At 52.0% G+C, this 17,138-nt stretch carries 16 protein-coding genes; 5 read left to right on the top strand and 11 right to left on the bottom strand.

The window, feature by feature from the left end:
• Positions 1–160: 160 nt before the first annotated feature.
• From secA to ACOQPM_RS24165, 4 genes are all read right to left on the bottom strand, one after another.
• The gene (gene secA / locus ACOQPM_RS24180; protein WP_420630958.1) at positions 161–4,120 is read right to left on the bottom strand and encodes a preprotein translocase subunit SecA; all 3,960 of its coding nucleotides are present in this window, start codon (positions 4,118–4,120) and stop codon (positions 161–163) included.
• Between the two features lie 82 nt (positions 4,121–4,202).
• The gene (locus ACOQPM_RS24175) at positions 4,203–5,150 is read right to left on the bottom strand and encodes a ribose-phosphate diphosphokinase (protein ID WP_420630957.1); all 948 of its coding nucleotides are present in this window, start codon (positions 5,148–5,150) and stop codon (positions 4,203–4,205) included.
• 26 nt (positions 5,151–5,176) lie between these two features.
• Complete coding sequence (meaB, locus tag ACOQPM_RS24170) at positions 5,177–6,175, bottom strand: methylmalonyl Co-A mutase-associated GTPase MeaB (protein WP_420630956.1); 999 nt, start codon at positions 6,173–6,175, stop codon at positions 5,177–5,179.
• Entirely contained in the window at positions 6,172–6,591 is a 420-nt protein-coding gene (locus ACOQPM_RS24165; RefSeq protein ID WP_420630955.1) for a cobalamin B12-binding domain-containing protein, read from the bottom strand. Before ACOQPM_RS24165 ends, meaB begins: the two co-directional genes overlap by 4 nt.
• A gap of 53 nt (positions 6,592–6,644) precedes the next feature.
• Here ACOQPM_RS24165 and ACOQPM_RS24160 point away from each other — a divergent pair, with 53 nt between their 5' ends.
• Positions 6,645–6,836: a hypothetical protein gene (locus ACOQPM_RS24160; protein ID WP_420630954.1), complete on the top strand. Its 192-nt coding sequence runs from the start codon at positions 6,645–6,647 to the stop codon at positions 6,834–6,836.
• A 150-nt stretch (positions 6,837–6,986) separates the two neighbouring features.
• Entirely contained in the window at positions 6,987–8,603 is a 1,617-nt protein-coding gene (locus tag ACOQPM_RS24155; protein WP_420630953.1) for an SH3 domain-containing protein, read from the top strand.
• Between the two features lie 75 nt (positions 8,604–8,678).
• Here ACOQPM_RS24155 and ACOQPM_RS24150 read toward each other — a convergent pair whose 3' ends face one another.
• The 4 genes from ACOQPM_RS24150 to ACOQPM_RS24135 all read right to left on the bottom strand — a co-directional run bounded on the left by ACOQPM_RS24150 (position 8,679) and on the right by ACOQPM_RS24135 (position 12,263).
• Positions 8,679–9,116 (bottom strand): Fur family transcriptional regulator, encoded by a 438-nt coding sequence (locus ACOQPM_RS24150; protein ID WP_420630952.1) that lies wholly within the window; start codon positions 9,114–9,116, stop codon positions 8,679–8,681.
• Positions 9,117–9,124: 8 nt separating this feature from the next.
• Complete coding sequence (locus ACOQPM_RS24145) at positions 9,125–11,653, bottom strand: heavy metal translocating P-type ATPase (RefSeq protein WP_420630951.1); 2,529 nt, start codon at positions 11,651–11,653, stop codon at positions 9,125–9,127.
• A gap of 44 nt (positions 11,654–11,697) precedes the next feature.
• Positions 11,698–11,919 (bottom strand): heavy-metal-associated domain-containing protein, encoded by a 222-nt coding sequence (locus tag ACOQPM_RS24140; RefSeq protein ID WP_420630950.1) that lies wholly within the window; start codon positions 11,917–11,919, stop codon positions 11,698–11,700.
• A gap of 65 nt (positions 11,920–11,984) precedes the next feature.
• Entirely contained in the window at positions 11,985–12,263 is a 279-nt protein-coding gene (locus ACOQPM_RS24135) for a metal-sensitive transcriptional regulator (RefSeq protein WP_420630949.1), read from the bottom strand.
• A gap of 244 nt (positions 12,264–12,507) precedes the next feature.
• Here ACOQPM_RS24135 and ACOQPM_RS24130 point away from each other — a divergent pair, with 244 nt between their 5' ends.
• Positions 12,508–13,194, top strand: a complete 687-nt coding sequence (locus ACOQPM_RS24130) for an alpha/beta hydrolase (RefSeq protein ID WP_420630948.1) — start codon at positions 12,508–12,510, stop codon at positions 13,192–13,194.
• Here ACOQPM_RS24130 and ACOQPM_RS24125 read toward each other — a convergent pair.
• The gene (locus ACOQPM_RS24125; RefSeq protein ID WP_420632416.1) at positions 13,191–13,991 is read right to left on the bottom strand and encodes an Mrp/NBP35 family ATP-binding protein; all 801 of its coding nucleotides are present in this window, start codon (positions 13,989–13,991) and stop codon (positions 13,191–13,193) included. The genes ACOQPM_RS24130 and ACOQPM_RS24125 overlap by 4 nt on opposite strands.
• 303 nt (positions 13,992–14,294) lie before the next feature.
• On the opposite strand from ACOQPM_RS24125, the gene ACOQPM_RS24120 reads away from it, so the two are divergent.
• Together ACOQPM_RS24120 and ACOQPM_RS24115 are read left to right on the top strand one after the other, a co-directional pair.
• Positions 14,295–14,783: a methyltransferase family protein gene (locus ACOQPM_RS24120; protein WP_420630947.1), complete on the top strand. Its 489-nt coding sequence runs from the start codon at positions 14,295–14,297 to the stop codon at positions 14,781–14,783.
• A gap of 15 nt (positions 14,784–14,798) precedes the next feature.
• A complete protein-coding gene (locus ACOQPM_RS24115) occupies positions 14,799–15,242 on the top strand; it encodes a rhodanese-like domain-containing protein (RefSeq protein ID WP_420630946.1) in 444 nt (147 codons plus the stop codon).
• A gap of 75 nt (positions 15,243–15,317) precedes the next feature.
• Here the strand turns inward: ACOQPM_RS24115 and ACOQPM_RS24110 are convergent, their stop codons facing one another.
• Together ACOQPM_RS24110 and ACOQPM_RS24105 are read right to left on the bottom strand one after the other, a co-directional pair.
• Positions 15,318–16,193 carry a mechanosensitive ion channel family protein gene (locus ACOQPM_RS24110; RefSeq protein WP_420630945.1) on the bottom strand — a complete coding sequence of 292 codons (876 nt, stop codon included), beginning with the start codon at positions 16,191–16,193 and terminating at the stop codon, positions 15,318–15,320.
• 86 nt (positions 16,194–16,279) lie between these two features.
• Positions 16,280–17,128, bottom strand: coding sequence for a 3-hydroxyacyl-CoA dehydrogenase family protein (locus ACOQPM_RS24105; protein ID WP_420630944.1), 849 nt, complete (start codon positions 17,126–17,128; stop codon positions 16,280–16,282).
• Positions 17,129–17,138: the final 10 nt, after the last annotated feature.

The raw sequence follows: 17,138 nt of genomic DNA, 5'->3' as shown, positions 1-17,138 counted from the left end.
CATGTTTTAGAACAGTCGTCAAATATCCATAGTGAAAGAGACGTAAAAAGTCATCGAAGCAAATCGCTATTTTGCAGGTTAGTTTTCATCAAATTTCTTTTTATGATTTACACATAACCCTCAAAAGTATTTCATACATCTCTGTACGATCGTCTAACGACTATTTGCGACGGCGGCGACGCTTTTTGCCAGACCGACTACCAGCAGGACGGCCGTTTGCCTTGCCTGCTGTACCTGATTTTTGCGAAGCTAGCTCTTTTTTAAGATGACAATGTTTATATTTCTTGCCGCTGCCACAGGGGCAAGGATCGTTGCGACCCACTTTTGGCATGTCGCGGCGCAGTTCCACGCCCTGGCCCTTCTCACGCTTCACCACCTGATACCCAGCATCCCGCGCCTGCGTCTGGTAAGCAATTTCTGCTTCCTGCTTTTGAATAAAGGCGCGGTGCTTTTCTACCTGAAAGAAAAACCTGTCCACAATGTTCTGCTCAATATTGTTCCGCATATCCTGGAACATTTGCGCCGAGCGAATTTTGTACTGCACCTTCGGGTCACGCTGACCCACAGCTTCCAAACCAATCTCACGCCGCAAATCGTCGGCTGCCGTCAAATAGTCCCGCCATTCACGGTCTATGGAGTTTAGCAGTAGCAACCGCTGGAAGTTACGGTACTCTTCATCTCCAATTTGCTGCCGCCACTTTTCTTGCTGCTTGCTCACATACGCTTTCAGGGCAATTTCTAACTGCTCACCCGTTAAAACAGAGAGTGTATCCAGCAGCATTTCCCGCAAGGCGGCATTGGCTTGGGCAGCAAAACGTGTTTGCCGGTATTCGGCCGTTTTCAAAGAGAGCCCATCCAGTGAAAAATGAGCAAAGGCCTCATTCAAATCATTTTCAGCATCTTGCCAAATACCTTCTCGATCTTCATCCGGTAAATCAATATGATCAGTCACAAACGCATTGTAAAAATCTTGTACACGAGCCACATATTCGCGCCGGCTGTTTTCTTTTGCCGGAACCTGCCCAGACTTGCGTGATGCCAGGCTCGCCAAGTTTGGAATAGGCGGCAGCAAGGGTAAAAAGCGACCCATCGCCCGCAAAAGCTGGTAGATGTTAGCCCCGTTGGCTTCATTTTCATGCACCATTACCATCAAGCGGTCAATGAGCTTGTCGCCAGAAAGCTGGCTCAACTCTGCTTTGTCCAGCTTGACAATTTCTGGCAGATAGCCACGTAGCCTGGCAACCACAGCATTAATGTTGATGGTATCCGTCGCCTCAGTTGTGAACTCCGCTACCACACGCTCAATTTCACCACGCAAAAAGGGAATGTAATTATCTACGTAATTATCCACCAATTGGGCAATGGCATTGGCAAACGCATCATCAATGCGATCATCATAATCAACGCCCTCACCCATCAAAATGGCGCGTCGTTCTTTGTAGGTGGCCATGCGCTGCCGGTTCATCACGTCGTCGTATTCCACGATGTTTTTGCGAATGTCAAAATTGTACCCTTCCACCCGCTCCTGAGCACTTTCGATCATACGATCCAGCACCCCAAATTCTAATGGCATATCCTCTGGAATATTGGACATGAGCCCTTTGGACATCCAACTCTTTAGCCGCTCACCGCCGAATCGCCGCATGAGATCATCTTCTAGCGAGAGGAAGAAGCGAGATGAACCGGGGTCGCCCTGGCGGGCAGCACGACCACGTAGCTGATTGTCAATTCGCCGAGACTCATGTCGCTCTGAGCCAACAACATGCAAACCGCCCAAGCGCCACACTTCTTCACGTTCAGATTCTGTTTCCTGGCGCAAATCGGCAATCTTTTTAATCCAATCGCTGGCAATACCGGGAACTGTATCAACGACTTTTTCAGCTTCAGCATATTCCTCGTTGAGAACCGCCCGCACTAGGGCGGCACGGGCAATATAATGTTGCTCAAACAATATCTCTGCCAAGAATTGTGCTAACATGCTATTGTCGCCTTGCACACGCTGGTAGCCAGTGTAGAGATTACGCAAGCGAATGGCTTCCTCAACGAGAGCCACATCTTTGCTTAGCTGTTCTAAATATTCACGCGCTTCGCCCAGTTGGCCACCCGTAATCAGGCGCATGGCTTGCCGAATTTCTTCGTAATCCAGTTTGTACGCCTCGCCCAGCTCACGCACGAGGTAGCCCATCACCTGCATATCCTCAATTTCGGTCAGAGCATCATCCATTTTTTCTTTTTCAGAGCTGATCCAATTAATGAGATCGCTATCTAGTTTATTGTTTCGGTTGGCGTATTCGCTGGCGGCGTCTTCCCCTTCTTCCAGGTATTTGAAGATGAGTTGAGTGAGCAACGGCCGTTTGAACATCTCCCGTTCTAGCAATTCGGCCGCCAAGCCTTCCGGGTTGCCGCCTAGCAAAATATCGGTGCCACGTCCTGCCATATTGGTAGAAATGGTCACGGCACCCCTGCGCCCTGCCTGCGCCACCACCAACGCCTCAGACTGATGAATCTTGGCATTAAGCACTGAGTGTGGAATTTTTGCCTGAGTTAACAGACGATCAATTGTTTCAGAGTGCTCAACAGAGGTTGTCCCCACCAGCACAGGCCGCCCCGACTCAACCACGCGCTGCACTTCGCGCACAATCGCCTTATCTTTGGCCGCTTCATTGCCAAAAATCTGGTCTGGATGATCCAGACGCTTGTAGTAGCGCGGCTCACCATTGTCTGGGTTTAGATAAAGGGTTTGTTCAGAGTTTTCAACTTTGACCTTCTTTTCCTGCAAGCCCAGCAGGTTGTTATCCACAATGTATTGCACATTGGTTGGCAATGGCGTCACGCCGAGTTCATAAATTTTGTCGAACTCTTCGGCATCGGTGAGGGCTGTACCCGTCATGCCGCCTAATTTTTCAAACAGGCGGAAATAGTTTTGCAGGGTAATGGTGGCCACGGTAACGGTTTCCCGCTTAATTTGCACCCCTTCTTTGGCTTCAATGGCTTCATGCAAACCTTCGGAATAACGACGACCTGCCATAAGACGACCCGTAAAGTCATCTACAATGACAACCTCACCGTTTTGCACCACATATTGCACATTTTTCTTGTAAAGATATTGTGCCTTGAGCGCATTATCCAGGTAGTAAGTAAGGTGGAAGAAACGAGGATCGTACAAGCTGTCCCCAGCTTCGGTGTCAAGTTCGGGGATGCGCTTTTCTACCTCGGCAATACCCATGTCCGTCAGGCTAATGCTGCGGCTTTTTTCATCTAGATCGTAATGGCCATTTGGTTCATCGTCTTCTTCGGCCGTATTTTTCTTGAGGCGGCGTACATAATCGGCAAAACGGCTATATTCTGTGCCAGAACGATCGGCTGGGCCAGAGATAATGAGAGGTGTCCGGGCCTCATCAATCAACACATTGTCTACCTCGTCAATGATGGCAAAAACGAGATCGCGCTGAACCAGCTTATCTTTGCTGGTTGTCATGTTGTCGCGCAGGTAGTCGAAGCCAAATTCGCTGCTGATGCCGTAGGTAATATCTGCCAAATAGGCTTGCTTGCGGGTGCTGGGTCGCCAATGAACAAGACGCTCATCCTCAAGCTCCGCGCCTGGGTTCACGTAGTCAGGATCATACAGTGAGGAAAATTTCTGGGGGCCAATGCAGCCCACGTTAAGACCAAGCAGATGGAAGATTTTACCCATCCAGCCACCGTCACGGCGGGCTAGATATTCATTCACCGTCACCAGATGCACACCTCGCCCAGTTAGCGCATTCAGGAAGAGGGGCAGGGTTCCTACCAGGGTCTTCCCTTCACCGGTACGCATCTCTACAACCTCACCCCGGTGCAGCAAAACGCCGCCCATAATTTGCACATCGTAGTGGCGCAGGCCGGTGGTGCGTACCGACGCTTCGCGCACCAGGGCAAAGGCTTCTACCAGCAGGTCATCTAATGATTCACCTGCAGCGTGGCGCTCTTTGAGTTCGGCCGTTTTTGTCCGCAGCCCTTCATCAGAAAGCTGCTGCATTTGTGGTTCCAGGGCAGCAACGTCATCCACGATGGGTTTGAGGCTTGCGATAATTTTCTGGTTGGGATCGCCTACGATCCGATTTACGAGTTTTTTAAACATAGTTTCACTTCAATTTGCTAATTTCACAAAAGAGATATAGTGTAGCAAAGATGCCTTAATTTTTTGTTAGAAGGAAAATCCTCTACTCATTAAATAACTCACCCACGCTGCGCCCCTCATGCGAACGTAAAATCACTTCGCCCAGAAGCTCCGAAACGGACAAGATGGTGATATTTGGCAGCATCTTTTCTGGCAGGATGGGAATGGTGTCTGTGGTTACTATCTCTTTAATTGCTAGCTGGCTCAGTCGCTCCGAAGCTGGATCGGACAAAACAGCATGGGTAAAGGTGACATAGACATCTTTTGCCCCTTGCGATTTAACCAACTGCACGGCTTGTTTAATGGAACCGGCCGTATCCACCAAATCATCCACGATGATGACGTCTTTGCCCGCAACATTGCCAATGAGAGTTAGGGCTTCGCGCTCGTTTTGGTTGCCAATGCGCCGCTTTTCTACAAAAGCAAGTGGTAAATTCAGTCCGGCGGCAAAGTTGCGCCCCCGTTTGGCAAAGCCCAAATCTGGCGTTACTACTACAGCATCCAGATTTTTCTTTAAAAAATAGTCCACCAAAATGTGAAATGCCGTCAAGGAATCGCCAGGAATTTTGTAGAAGCCCTGAATTTGCTGGGCGTGCAGGTCAATCGTCATCCAGCGGTCAGCACCTGCCACCTCAATTAAATCTGCCAGCAGTCGGGCAGAGATTGGCACGCGGGGCTGATCCTTTTTGTCGCTTTGTGAGTAGGCCATGTAGGGAATTACGGCCGTAATCCGCGCCGCCGAATCTCGTTTAAGACAATCAATAGCAATAAGCATCTCCATGATGTTCTGATGCACTGGCCGATTATGACTTTGAATCAGGTACACATCCTGCCCGCGCACACTGCCGTGCAGCTTCACAAACAGGTTCTCATTGGGAAACTCCACAATATCCCAACTACTCAAGGGAATGTTGACATACTCTGCAATGCGTTGCGCCAGTTCAGGGCAGCCAGAACCAGCAAACAGTTTGATACCTCCGTAAGCCATCATAATTCAATACTTTTTTCCTCTTTCCGCTACACGTCTGTTTCTGATTTTGATAATAATTGGTTAACGGCCGTATACGGATCCACCTCACGCGCAGCAACGGCCGTTAACAAAGATTCCCGTCGCTCAGATGTAACAGACGACTGAAACTGCCGCATAAACCGCTGCTGAAGCAACGTTTCAATCTCTCGCCAGCTACGCTCCCGTTCACGTTGGAGCCATTCACCGCTATTCCGCAGGTGGATCATATGCTGCCCTAGCATGTCTGCCAGTTCCGCCATGCCCCTCTCTTTAGTCGCAACCGTTTCCAGAACGGGGATGTTCCAACCTATGTCGTTTGCCTCAGTGCCATTTGTGGATGAGAGACGGCCGCTCTTGCGCGTACCGCCCACTGGCCCCAAATGCAACATCATCTGCAGTGAGCGCACCGTGCGGTCAGCGCCAGGCCGATCTGCCTTGTTTACCACCAAAATATCCGCAATTTCCAAAATACCGGCCTTGATTGACTGGATTTCATCACCCATGCCGGGTGCTTCTACCACAACGGTAGTGTGTGCAGCGTTAGCAATGTCTACCTCCGCTTGCCCCGCACCAACCGTCTCCACCAAAACGTAATCGTAGCCTGCTGCATCTAGCACTTTTACTACCGAGGCGGTTGCTTGCGCCAACCCACCCAGGCTACCCCGCGATGCCATGCTGCGGATAAAAATGCCCGGATCGCCAGATAAATCGCGCATTCGCACGCGATCACCGAGCAAAGCGCCGCCCGTGAACGGGCTGCTGGGGTCAACGGCCACGATGCCAATTTTGGCATCTTTTTGGCGCAGCGTTTGCACCAGCGCGTTTACCACGGTGCTTTTGCCCGCTCCGGGCGACCCAGTTATGCCAATGATGTGAGCCTTGCCTGTGTGGGGGTACAATGTTTGGATGACCTCTTCGGCAACGGCCGTACTGTTTTCAACACGGGTAATCACACGGGCAATCGCCCGAATCTGCCCCTGGAGCACCTGCTCAAGCAACGCTTTCACGCAGTTTCACCATCCGGCGAGCCACCAACCGCGTCCCAGATAAAGGCCACAATTTCATTCATGTTAGCGCCTGGGCCAAAAATGCCTTTTACACCAAGCTCTTGCAGCACGGGGACGTCATCATTAGGAATGATGCCACCTAAGAAGAGCGGCACATCGTCTAACCCCTGCTCCTTCATCAGCTCAACGATACGCTTTACCAGTGGCATATGCGCGCCAGAAAGGATGCTCAAGCCAATAGCATCAGCATCTTCATGCAGGGCGGCTTCCACCACCATCTCTGGCGTCTGCCGCAATCCAGTATAAATCACTTCCATACCAGCATCGCGCAATGCCCTGGCCACAACTTTTGCGCCGCGATCATGTCCGTCTAAACCGGGCTTGGCAATTAAAATGCGGGGAGTGATCTGTTCCATAAATGTATTCTCTCCAAGAAAAGTTTGTACTGTAAATCACAAAAAGAAATTTGATGACTGACCTGCTAAATAGTGATTTACTCAGGGAAAACGGGAGAATCATCGTTTTCTTAATTCAAAGTACTTTCCCGTTTTCACCACTTGCTCAGACTTTTGAAGTTTCTACTGCTAGTTTTGCACCGATTCGGACGAAAATTTCAAAAGTCTCCAAGTGGAAATCCAGCGGCGATTATACCGAGGGGTAGCCTGTTTTGCGAGGGGGCAATTGCCTCAGAAAACTGTCACTGGTTGTCAACAACAATTCCGCGCACCCCCGAAAAATCTACCTCTTGCGGCCAGATAGGGTTCTGGTCTATACTTTGTGCAGACGTTATGTCATCTTAAGGAGGACAACAATGAACCGATTGAATCACAATCAGGGAAAAATATGGTTCCTCGTCTTATGCCTCTTCACACTGTTGTTCCTGACGAGCCAGGTTTTTGCTAAACAGACAACTGCCCAAACAGCAACGGCCGTAATTGAAACAGGCCAGCTCAATGTACGGTCTGGGCCGGGAATTGAGTATAGTGTACGCACCACCGTAAACCAGGGCGCTGTCGTCACCCTGCTAGGGCGCAACGCAGACAGTAGCTGGGCGTACATCCAAACAGTTGCCGCCGTGCGCGGCTGGGTAAATGCCAGCCCAACCTACATTACCCCCAGCATAGCCATCAACACGCTGGATGTAGTGACGGCCGAAGCACCAACCGCGCAACCTACCAACACACCTACGCCTACAGCAACGGCCGTTAGCGGCGCATCAGCCACCATTGCCACCGGTGCCCTCAACGTACGCAGCGGCCCCAGCCTCGCTTACAGCCCAGTGACCGTTGTTACGCAAGGCACAGTCGTTAGCCTTATCGGGCGCAATGGAGACAGCAGTTGGGCTAAAATTCGCCTAAGCAACGGCACCGAAGGCTGGGTAAATGCCGACGGCGCCTACATCACCCCCAACGTCAGCATCAGCAGCTTGCCGCTGGCAGATTCAGCCACGGCCCCCAGCAGTTCAGCCACCGCGCTGGTTTCAACTGGGGCACTCAATGTTCGTTCTGGGCCGGGCGTGACTTACAGCGTGCTTACGGCCGTTTCGCAAGGCCAAACCGTCATTTTGCTGGGACGCAACGCCGACAGCAGTTGGGCAAAAATCCGGCTGGGCAATAGCATCGAAGGCTGGGTAAACGTTTCGCTCATTACCCCCAGCGTCAGCATTAGCAGCTTGCCGCTGGCAGATAGCCCCGCCCCGCCAGAACCACCCGTACCGGTAGCTCCCGGCGCAGTCCTCAGCCTGCGCTCTGGCCCTGGCTTTAATTACCCGGTCACCGGTTCTGTTTACCAGGGATTGCAGGTTAACGCCATTGGCCGCAATGCGGATAGCACCTGGCTCAAGGTTCGTTTGAGCGACGGCCAGGAAGGCTGGATCGGCGCACAATACGTTCAGCTCTCCATCCCCGTTGGCAACTTACCAGTTTTGTCTGGCGATACAACAACCCCCACAACGACAACCACCGCCAATGCCGCGACTGTGTCCACCGGAGCCGCTAACGTGCGGTCTGGGCCGGGCATCGGGTATGGTATTGTCGCGGTTGCCAATCAAGGGTCAACCGTTTCCATGCTGGCACGGAACAGCATCAGCAGTTGGGTGAAGGTTCAACTAGGCAGCGGTATGCAAGGATGGATCAATGCTGAATTGCTGAATCCCAGCGTAGCGATTAGCAGCCTACCAGTAGAAAATGTGCAAACATTGTCTACATCGGGATTGGTGGATACGGCCGCTCTTAATGTGCGTACCGGGCCTGGGGTGACGTATGGCGTGACGGCCGTTGTCTACCAAGATCAAGGGTTAGCACTGCTGGGTCGCAATGCCGATACAAGCTGGCTCAAAGTACGCCTGAATGATGGCACCGTCGGCTGGGTGAACGCAGCTTATATAGATTCGGCAACGACGCTAAACAGCTTGCCCGTTACAAACTAGTCGCAATTTAAGCAAATTTAGGCTCTGGGAGGAATTCCAGAGCCTTTTTTATTCTAAACAAGAAGGAAAATGAGCTTATTGGCAGTTTTGGCAACGGCCGTAAAATTCCACCAGATGCCCCTCAACAACAAAATTGAACCGCTTCGCTAGCAGCTTCCCCACCGCCTGCAAACCACATTCGTCAAACTCAAACACTGCATCGCAGCTTGAGCAAATTAGGTGATGGTGGTGTCCCCCGTCTAGTAAAATGTAGTGTGCTGCTCCTGTTCCCTGATAAACCGGGCGAATCAACCCTAACTCACTGAGAAGCTCCAGCGTACGGTACACCGTCATTCGGCCAACTGTCGTGTCAGTCTCATGTACCACTTCCAGCAAGTCATCGGCGGCAATATGCCCTCCGCAGCGCAACAACGCCCACACAATCTTCCGCCGTGAGCTTGTGAACCGGTACCCTTTTTGTTGCAAGACCGACTGGATATTGTTTAAGCGCGTATCTAAACTTTGTTTATTCATAAGCACGACTACACGTTTAAACGGCGCAATCGCAGCGCATTTGTAACCACACTAATGCTGGAAAACGCCATTGCCCCGGCTGCCAAAATAGGATGAAGCTGTTTTAGAAAATCCGGTGCCCAGACAAATGGAGCCAAGATACCGGCCGCTACTGGGATCAGCACTGTATTGTAGCCAAACGCCCAGACCAGATTTTCCCGAATGTTACGCATGGTGGCCTGGGAAAGATGAATGGCCTGCGGCACGCTTCGTAAATCGCCGCGCATTAGGGTCACATCGGCCGTTTCCATGGCCACATCGGTTCCAGTACCAATGGCTAGTCCCACATCCGCTTGTGCCAGAGCAGGCGCGTCGTTGATGCCATCCCCCACCATGCCCACGCTGTATCCTTCTTCTTGCAGTTGCTTCACGTAGCTAGCTTTGTCACCGGGCAGCACCTCAGCAAAGACGCGGTCAATGCCTACTTCGGCGGCAATGGCATTCGCGGTTGCCTGATTGTCTCCAGTCATCATGACTACAGTTAGACCGCGAGCTTTCATGTCGGCGACGGCCGTTTTTGAGCCGTCTTTGATGGTGTCTGCCACGCCAATCACGGCGCTGGCTTGGCCGTCCACAGCCAGCCACATGGCGGTTTTGGCTTCGTCTTGCAAGGCTTGGGCTTTGGCTTTCAGGCCGTTCAAGTGAACACTTTCCCGCTCCATCAGGCGTAAATTACCGAGGAGGACGGAACGGCCGTTTACCTCAGCCGCTACCCCATGCCCCGCAATGCCAGAAAAGTTGGTCGGCTCATCCAAAACCAGCCCCTTTTCCCGTGCCGCCCGCACAATCGCCTCGCCCAGCGGATGCTCCGAACCGCGTTCGGCACTGGCAGCAAGCTGGAGCCAGTAATCGGTATTCGGTAATCTGTCATCCGTCATCGGTATTCCGTTGGCAGTAGCCCGCTCACCGATTACCGATAACTGATTACTGATTACTACGTCTGTCACCGTCGGTTCGCCCCGCGTAATCGTCCCCGTCTTATCCAACACGATGGCGTTGAGCTTTTGCACTTGCTCCAGCGCAGTGCTGCTTTTGAACAGGATGCCCTTCTCGGCGCCCTGGCCCATGCCCACCATGATGGAAGTGGGGGTGGCTAAACCCATGGCACACGGGCAGGCAATAACGAGTACGGCCGTTAACCGAATCAGCGCCGGCACAAAACCCGCATCACTAAACAGCCAAATCACAAAAGTCAGCGCGGCTACGCCAATGACGAATGGCACAAAGTAAGCAGCCACCTGGTCTACGACGCGCTGTATGGGTGCTTTGCTGCCCTGTGCCTGCTCCACCAGCTTAATAATTTGCGCCAGGGCGGTCTCTTTGCCTACTTTGGTTGCTTCAAATTTGAGCAAGCCTTGTTTATTGAGCGTGGCACCAATTAGTTCATCGCCAGCTTTTTTGCTTACTGGCAAAGATTCGCCTGTGAGCATGGATTCGTCTACGGCAGAACGGCCGTCTACCACCATCCCATCCACCGGAATTTTTTCACCCGGCCGTACAATGACCACATCCCCCTTCACCACCTCCGCAATCGGAATGTCTAACTCCTGGCCGTTTCGCACTACGCGGGCGGTTTTGGCTTGCAACCCCATAAGCTGCTTGATTGCCTCGCTGGTGCGCCCTTTGGCGCGTGCTTCCAGCAGCTTCCCCAGCACAATCAGGGTAATGATCACAGCCGAGGTTTCAAAATAAACATGATCCCCCAGCGCGTTGCTGTTCCAAAAGGTTTGCGCCAGCAGGATGGCCACGCTGTAAAAGTAAGCAACAGAGGAGCCCATTGCCACCAGCACGTCCATATTGGCGCTGCCGTTACGCAGGCTTTTGTATGCGCCCACGTAATAATCCCAACCCACATAAAACTGCACAGGCGTGGCCAAAACCAAAAAGAGCCAGTTGACCCAGGTGGCGTGTGCCCAATGTCCCACCAAGCCAAAATCGCGGCTCATGCTAAACAAAAAGAGCGGAAGCGAGAAGAGAACACCGACCAGCAACCGCGTTTTTTGGTGCTGAATTTCGGCTTCGCGGGCGGCAGCTTCGGCATCTTCCAGATCGTCTTCGCTGGCAGATTCCACCACGTCGTACCCGGCGCGGCGCACGGCGGCAACCAACTCGGCTAGGCTTACCGCACCCGGTGCGTAGGAAACGGCCGCTTTCTCATTGGCATAGTTCACACTGGCCGAGAGGACGCCATCTACCTTGTTTAATGCCCGCTCGATGTTGGCAGCGCAGTTGGCACAGGTCATTCCCAGCAGGGGCAGCTCTAGTTCGGCTGTGGGAATCTCGTACCCAGCCCGCTTGACACGTTCGATAACGGCCGTTGTCACATCTTGCCCCTTCACCACTGAGGGATCGTAGTGAAACGTCACCTTCTCGTTGGCAAAATTCACGGTAGCGTTGGTTACACCCTCAACCTTCTTTGAATTTCGTTCCACCGCCGCCACACAGTTGGCACAGGTCATCCCCAAAACGGGTAGCGTCAATTGTTTCTCTTCAGCCATTACGCTTCCTCAAAAAATAGGGGCTGTAGTCGCCCCGAAACTCGTTAGTTGATCTGAATGAGGCCTTCAGGTGGGTAATTAATCTCTTGCAGCAGCGCCTGGATTTTTTCCCAGGAGGCCGGATCACCCCAGGCAACCGTTACTTGCTTGGTCTCCTGTTCTGCCTTCACGCTTTGCACGCCCGCCAACTCGCCTAGCTCCATCTCGATGGCATGGGTACAGTGGCCGCAGCTAATGTTGGGAACCGTAAATGTTTTTGTCGTCATGAGTTTCTCCTAAAAGTTGATAATTGTTAGTGGCTGGTGGCTAGTAGCTGGTTTGATATTAGCCACTAAATCTTATTAGACATGGTGAAAACGCTAGTGATTTCTTGCAGCACCCGCTCTCGTTCGTCTGGCTCGTCATCGCGGATGGCAGTGGTGACGCAGGTGTGTAAATGGTTATCCAGAATCATGGAACTAACCTTGTTCAGTGCTGCCTGTACGGCCTGCACCTGCTTGATCACATCAATACAGTAGGTATCATCGGCCACCATGCGCTCGATGCCTTTTAGATGACCAGCCGCACTTGCTAATCGTTGGGTTACTACTTTTTTTGTCACATCGTCCATATCGTCCTCGTTATACCCCCCCCCTATGGGGGGAGGTATAACAAAGTATAGTTCAGTACTATTTCTATGTCAACAAGTCCCATTTTTTACTAAAGTTATCCGGCTAGGGAACGATTTACAAAGTGATTGACGAAAAAAAGTGAAGGTGCTATACTGTTGGCGGCTCCCCCCCCAGAGGTGGTCGGACTAACGCCCGTTAGTTCGCCACCTCCTTTTTTTGCCTATTTGAAATTAGGAAGCAACCATGTCTAACAGTAAACCAATTCTTGTTCATGACGCACCGGCTGTTCTCCCCCATCGCGTACTAAAACCAGAAAAGCCGGGGCCGCACCCCACCGTGGTGATGATTCACGGCTACCTAGGGAATGAAGATGTCATGTGGATTTTTAGCCAAACGCTGCCACTGGATTGGCTACTGGTTGCACCACGCGCCATCGTGCAGGAAGGGGCAGATAGCTTTAGCTGGCATTCCCAGCTACCGAGTGATTGGCCGACGCTAGCAGATTTTGATACGGCCGTTGACCAACTCACAAAATTCATTAGCACGTTGCCGGACAAGTACAACGCTGACCCTGAACAAATTTACCTGATGGGATTCAGTCAGGGTGCGGCCGCTGCCTTTGCCCTGGCCATTCGTGAGCCGGAACGTGTGCAGGGGATTGCCAGTTTGGTGGGGTTTATGCCATATCAGGTGGAAGATGCTATGGATACGGCCAGGTTATCCGACATCCCCGTTTTCATGGCCGTTGGCACAGAGGACGATAGCATTCCATTAGACATGGCCCGCGAATGTGGCAAAGCGGTGCGTGCCATGGGCGCGTTTTTAGAATACCGCGAGTACGACACAGGACACAAGCTCAATAGGACGGGAATGCGTAAGCTTAGGCAGTGGTGGATGGAGCGACTGGCTCTGTTAGAGCGGCTCTATTAAAGTTGCGCTTTTAGAGCTTCAGTAACTTGCAAAAAGGCAGCAGCTTGTGGCGTGTCTGGATGGTCGTGCATAAGTGGATGCGCTTGATTGATGCTCTTGGAAACGGCCGTTGTCATCGGAATTTGCCCCAAAATAGGCGCATCGGCCAGGGCTGCTGGCCGCCATTTGGCTGAACGCTGGAAAATCTCATGCTTTTCGTCACAGTTTGGGCAGATGAAGTAGCTCATATTCTCCACAATGCCCAGCACCGGCACGTTGGCTTCCTGAAACATCAGCAACGAGCGGGATGCGTCTAGCAAGCTTAAATCCTGCGGTGTGGTGACGATGACCACGCCACACAGCGGCACCCGCTGAATGAGCGACGCTTGGGGCTGGCCAGCACTGGGCGGCAGGTCAATGAGCAAATAATCGAGCGACCCCCAAATAACATCCTTGAGCGTTTGCACCACCAGTAGCCCAACTGCAGCTGGGCTACGTGCCGGATCAATCACCTCATTTTCCCCGACGAGCAAGCCAATAGACATGATGTTGAGGCCGAAACGGTTGAGCGGCTTAATGTACGCTGGTGCATCTTTGCGGCGAGCAATGGCAGCCAGCCCTTTGGCGGCTTTGCGGCGGTGAACACCCAGCATAATTGGCACGTTCGGCCCGTAAACGTCGGCATCAAAAATGCCAACTTTGGCTCCCTGCTGCTGCAAGGCCAGCGCCAGATTAACGGTCACGGTGGTTTTACCCACGCCCCCTTTGCCGCTGGCAACTGCAATGATATTTTTGACGTCTGGCAGGATAATCTTCATGCTCAATACAACCTCCATTTCCCTTCAAGACTTCTAGAGACTTTTGAAGTTTTTGCCTCAATTCTGAATAAGCAGTATGAGTCTTTGGAAACTTCAAAAGTCTGAACGCTTACGCTCGAATATTCAACCGCATTGTTGGCCGGGGGTCAAGCAGGTGATGGATGATTATAAGAGTTGTGTAAAAAGCAAAGCCAACTGTGTAACCTATGCTAAAATTTCTTGTCAGAAGCGGCTAATGCATAGGGCGTTTCCGTCATTTTCTACGACTATGCAATACGCCCTGTTTCTAGAGGAGTTTTGGCAATGAACAAGCAGCCGTGGTGGAAAGGTTCTAAGGGTGAGTGGTACGTGGTCATCCAATTCATTTTATTTGGATTGGTGGCCTTTGCCCCGGCGTCGCTACCTGGCCAGGTTGCCTGGAGCGGCGTTTGGCGCACTGTCTCTCTGGGTGCTGGTTTGCTGCTGGGTGGCATTGGTGGGGCGCTGGTTTTTGCTGGTTTGTTTAGCCTGGGAAGTAATTTAACGGCCGTTCCCCGCCCCAAAGAAGATGCCCACATGGTTGAACATGGCGCGTATCGCGTGGTGCGCCACCCTATTTACAGCGGCATCATTTTAGGTGCGTTTGGGCTTGGTTTATTGCGCGGTGGCTGGCTGACTTTAGTCTATGCACTTGTTCTGTTTCTCTTTTTTGACATCAAATCGAGACGAGAGGAATCGTGGCTACGCGAAAAGTATAATGATTATGCAGATTATCAGCAGCGCGTGCGAAAGCTGATTCCTTTTGTTTACTAATTTGGAGGTTTTCAGATGAAGCGTATTTTGCTTATTTTTGTCTTTGGGATGATGCTGGTGGGAACGGCCGTTGCCTGTGGCGCAAATGAACCAGCTACAACCGACACCCAACCTGCCGTCTCGGCCGATCTCAACGAGATATTAAGTTTACCCGACACGGTGGACGTGCAAACGGTGGCCACCGTCAAAGAGCGGGATGACGTGATTGTGTTGGATGTGCGTGAGCAGTGGGAGTACGACGAAGGCCACATTCCCGGCGTTACGCTTATTCCAATGGGAGAAGTGTCTAGCCGCCTCAGCGAAATTCCCACTGACAAAGAAGTCATCGTCACTTGCCGCAGCGGCAACCGCAGTGGGCAAATTACCGACTATTTGCGCCAGCAAGGGTATGACAATGTGCACAACATGGAGGGTGGCATTTTGGCCTGGGAAGCGGCCGGATTTGAGGTAGAGCAATAGTGCAGTTTTTTTGCCGCGAATTACGCGAATTAACGCAAAAAATGGCTGCAAATTCGCGTAATTCGCGGCTATTGTTTATTTCGTTTTGTGCGCTGGGTGGGATTTCTTGCCAATGTTCATGACCATGACATCGTGGCGGGGGAAGGCGAGGTCTAGCCCTTTTTCTGCAAAGACGAGCCGAATTTGTCGCCGCAGGTAACGCTGCACTTCCCACTGCCCATTGGGCAAGGTTTTGGCCATAATCCTTAGCCGGACTGACCAATCCTCTAACCCTTCCACGCCTGTAACCACTGGTGTTTCTTGTAGTAGCAAGCCAATCATTTTGTCTTCTATGGCCATTTGACCAATTTCTTGCAGGGTGGCAACGGCCGTATCTACATCTTCTTCATACGTTACGGCCACATCCACAATGGCCCGTGACCAATCGCGTGATTTGTTCGCCACAATGCGAATCTCGCCGTTGGGAATGATATGAACGGTACCGTACAAATCACGCATCTCGGTTGCCCGCAGCGTCATATGCTCTACCGTGCCGGTGATCCCCCCAATTGCCACCACATCTCCCACTGTGTACTGGTCTTCAATGAGAATGAACAGACCCGCGATCATATCCTTCACCAACGTTTGTGCCCCCAAACCAAAAGCAAGACCCACAAACCCTACGCTAGCCAAAACCGGAGTAATGGCCACGCCCAGCTCTGTCAAAATCATCATGATGGCCGTGCCAATGATGATGACCACGCCTGTGCTATGAATTACGCGAAAGATCGTCTTGGTGCGCCGATCCAGTTCGCTGTCTTCCACATCATCCATTGCCTGGATGCGTTTGCTAAGCGTTTTGGTGGTGATGCCCAGTAAATAGTAGGCAGCAATTGCCACCAAGATGATAATCAAGATGGTTACGCCGTGGCTACGTAACCAAATGCCTGCCTGCTCGTTAAAATTCTCCATCAAAATAAATCCACAGATTACGCAGATTTCGCAGATTGCCTTTTACAAATCGTAAAAATCCATGAAATCTGCGGCTAATTTAGCAATCAAGTCTCGTATTCGTAGAAGCCGTGCCCGGTTTTGCGACCCAAACGGCCGCTTTCTACCATGCGCTTTTGGATAGGATGCGGGCGGTATTTGGGCTCCTGAAAGTACGCATCGTACACCGATTGGGTGACAGATAGATTCACGTCGCAACCAATCAAATCAATCAGTTCAAATGGCCCCATGCGGAAGCCGATGGAGCGCATGAGCTTATCTATGGTGGCAGGGTCAGCGGCGTTTTCGCCCAGCAGCCGGAATGCTTCACCGTAAAACGGCCGTGCCACCCGGTTCACGATAAAGGCGGGGGTATCTTTGCAGAGGACGGCCGTTTTCCCCAATTTGGCTATGTACTCCTGTACGGCCGTCACCGTCTCGTCGCTGGTAAAATCCCCGCGAATCAGCTCTACCAACTTCATAATGTGTGCTGGATTGAAAAAGTGGACGCCCAAAAAGCGGTCTGCGCGGTTTACGGCTCCGGCCAGCGCGTTGATGCTGAGGCTGGAGGTATTGCTGCCAAAAATGGCGTGGGCGGGAGCTGCTGCATCCAGCGTGGCAAATATTTCGCGCTTCAATGCCAGCTTTTCTGGTGCGGCTTCGATAATGAGGTCGGCTTGTGCGGCCGTTTCTAGCGACGTTGTGGTTTGGATGGCTTGCTTGGCGGCTTCAGCCACGGTGGGCTCTGTCTTGCCCCGTGCCACCCCCTTCTCAATTGAGGTTCGGATGCCGTCTAGCGACTGTGCCAATACCTCATCCGCCACATCGTACAAAAGCACGCTGTACCCCGCCAACGCCGACACCTGGGCAATCCCCGCCCCCATTGTGCCCGCACCGATTACTGAGACTGTGTTCATACCTTTACCG

It is taken from the genome of Candidatus Leptofilum sp. (assembly GCF_965223525.1).
Classification (GTDB): Bacteria; Chloroflexota; Anaerolineae; order Promineifilales; family Promineifilaceae; genus Leptofilum.
Note: the sequence above shows the minus strand (reverse complement) of the source record. Positions and strands in the feature narration are given on the sequence as shown.

Excerpts from the sequence above, each read along its gene's own strand:
- ACOQPM_RS24120 (WP_420630947.1), top strand. The coding sequence starts at position 14,295 with ATGAACAAGCAGCCGTGGTGGAAAGGTTCTAAGGGTGAGTGGTACGTG.
- ACOQPM_RS24135 (WP_420630949.1), bottom strand. The coding sequence starts at position 12,263 with ATGGACGATGTGACAAAAAAAGTAGTAACCCAACGATTAGCAAGTGCG.
- secA (WP_420630958.1), bottom strand. The coding sequence starts at position 4,120 with ATGTTTAAAAAACTCGTAAATCGGATCGTAGGCGATCCCAACCAGAAA.
- ACOQPM_RS24150 (WP_420630952.1), bottom strand. The coding sequence starts at position 9,116 with ATGAATAAACAAAGTTTAGATACGCGCTTAAACAATATCCAGTCGGTC.
- ACOQPM_RS24125 (WP_420632416.1), bottom strand. The coding sequence starts at position 13,991 with ATGAAGATTATCCTGCCAGACGTCAAAAATATCATTGCAGTTGCCAGC.
- ACOQPM_RS24130 (WP_420630948.1), top strand. The coding sequence starts at position 12,508 with ATGTCTAACAGTAAACCAATTCTTGTTCATGACGCACCGGCTGTTCTC.
- ACOQPM_RS24110 (WP_420630945.1), bottom strand. The coding sequence starts at position 16,193 with ATGGAGAATTTTAACGAGCAGGCAGGCATTTGGTTACGTAGCCACGGC.
- ACOQPM_RS24140 (WP_420630950.1), bottom strand. The coding sequence starts at position 11,919 with ATGACGACAAAAACATTTACGGTTCCCAACATTAGCTGCGGCCACTGT.
- ACOQPM_RS24155 (WP_420630953.1), top strand. The coding sequence starts at position 6,987 with ATGAACCGATTGAATCACAATCAGGGAAAAATATGGTTCCTCGTCTTA.
- ACOQPM_RS24165 (WP_420630955.1), bottom strand. The coding sequence starts at position 6,591 with ATGGAACAGATCACTCCCCGCATTTTAATTGCCAAGCCCGGTTTAGAC.
- ACOQPM_RS24105 (WP_420630944.1), bottom strand. The coding sequence starts at position 17,128 with ATGAACACAGTCTCAGTAATCGGTGCGGGCACAATGGGGGCGGGGATT.
- ACOQPM_RS24160 (WP_420630954.1), top strand. The coding sequence starts at position 6,645 with ATGACTGACCTGCTAAATAGTGATTTACTCAGGGAAAACGGGAGAATC.
- ACOQPM_RS24175 (WP_420630957.1), bottom strand. The coding sequence starts at position 5,150 with ATGATGGCTTACGGAGGTATCAAACTGTTTGCTGGTTCTGGCTGCCCT.
- ACOQPM_RS24115 (WP_420630946.1), top strand. The coding sequence starts at position 14,799 with ATGAAGCGTATTTTGCTTATTTTTGTCTTTGGGATGATGCTGGTGGGA.
- ACOQPM_RS24145 (WP_420630951.1), bottom strand. The coding sequence starts at position 11,653 with ATGGCTGAAGAGAAACAATTGACGCTACCCGTTTTGGGGATGACCTGT.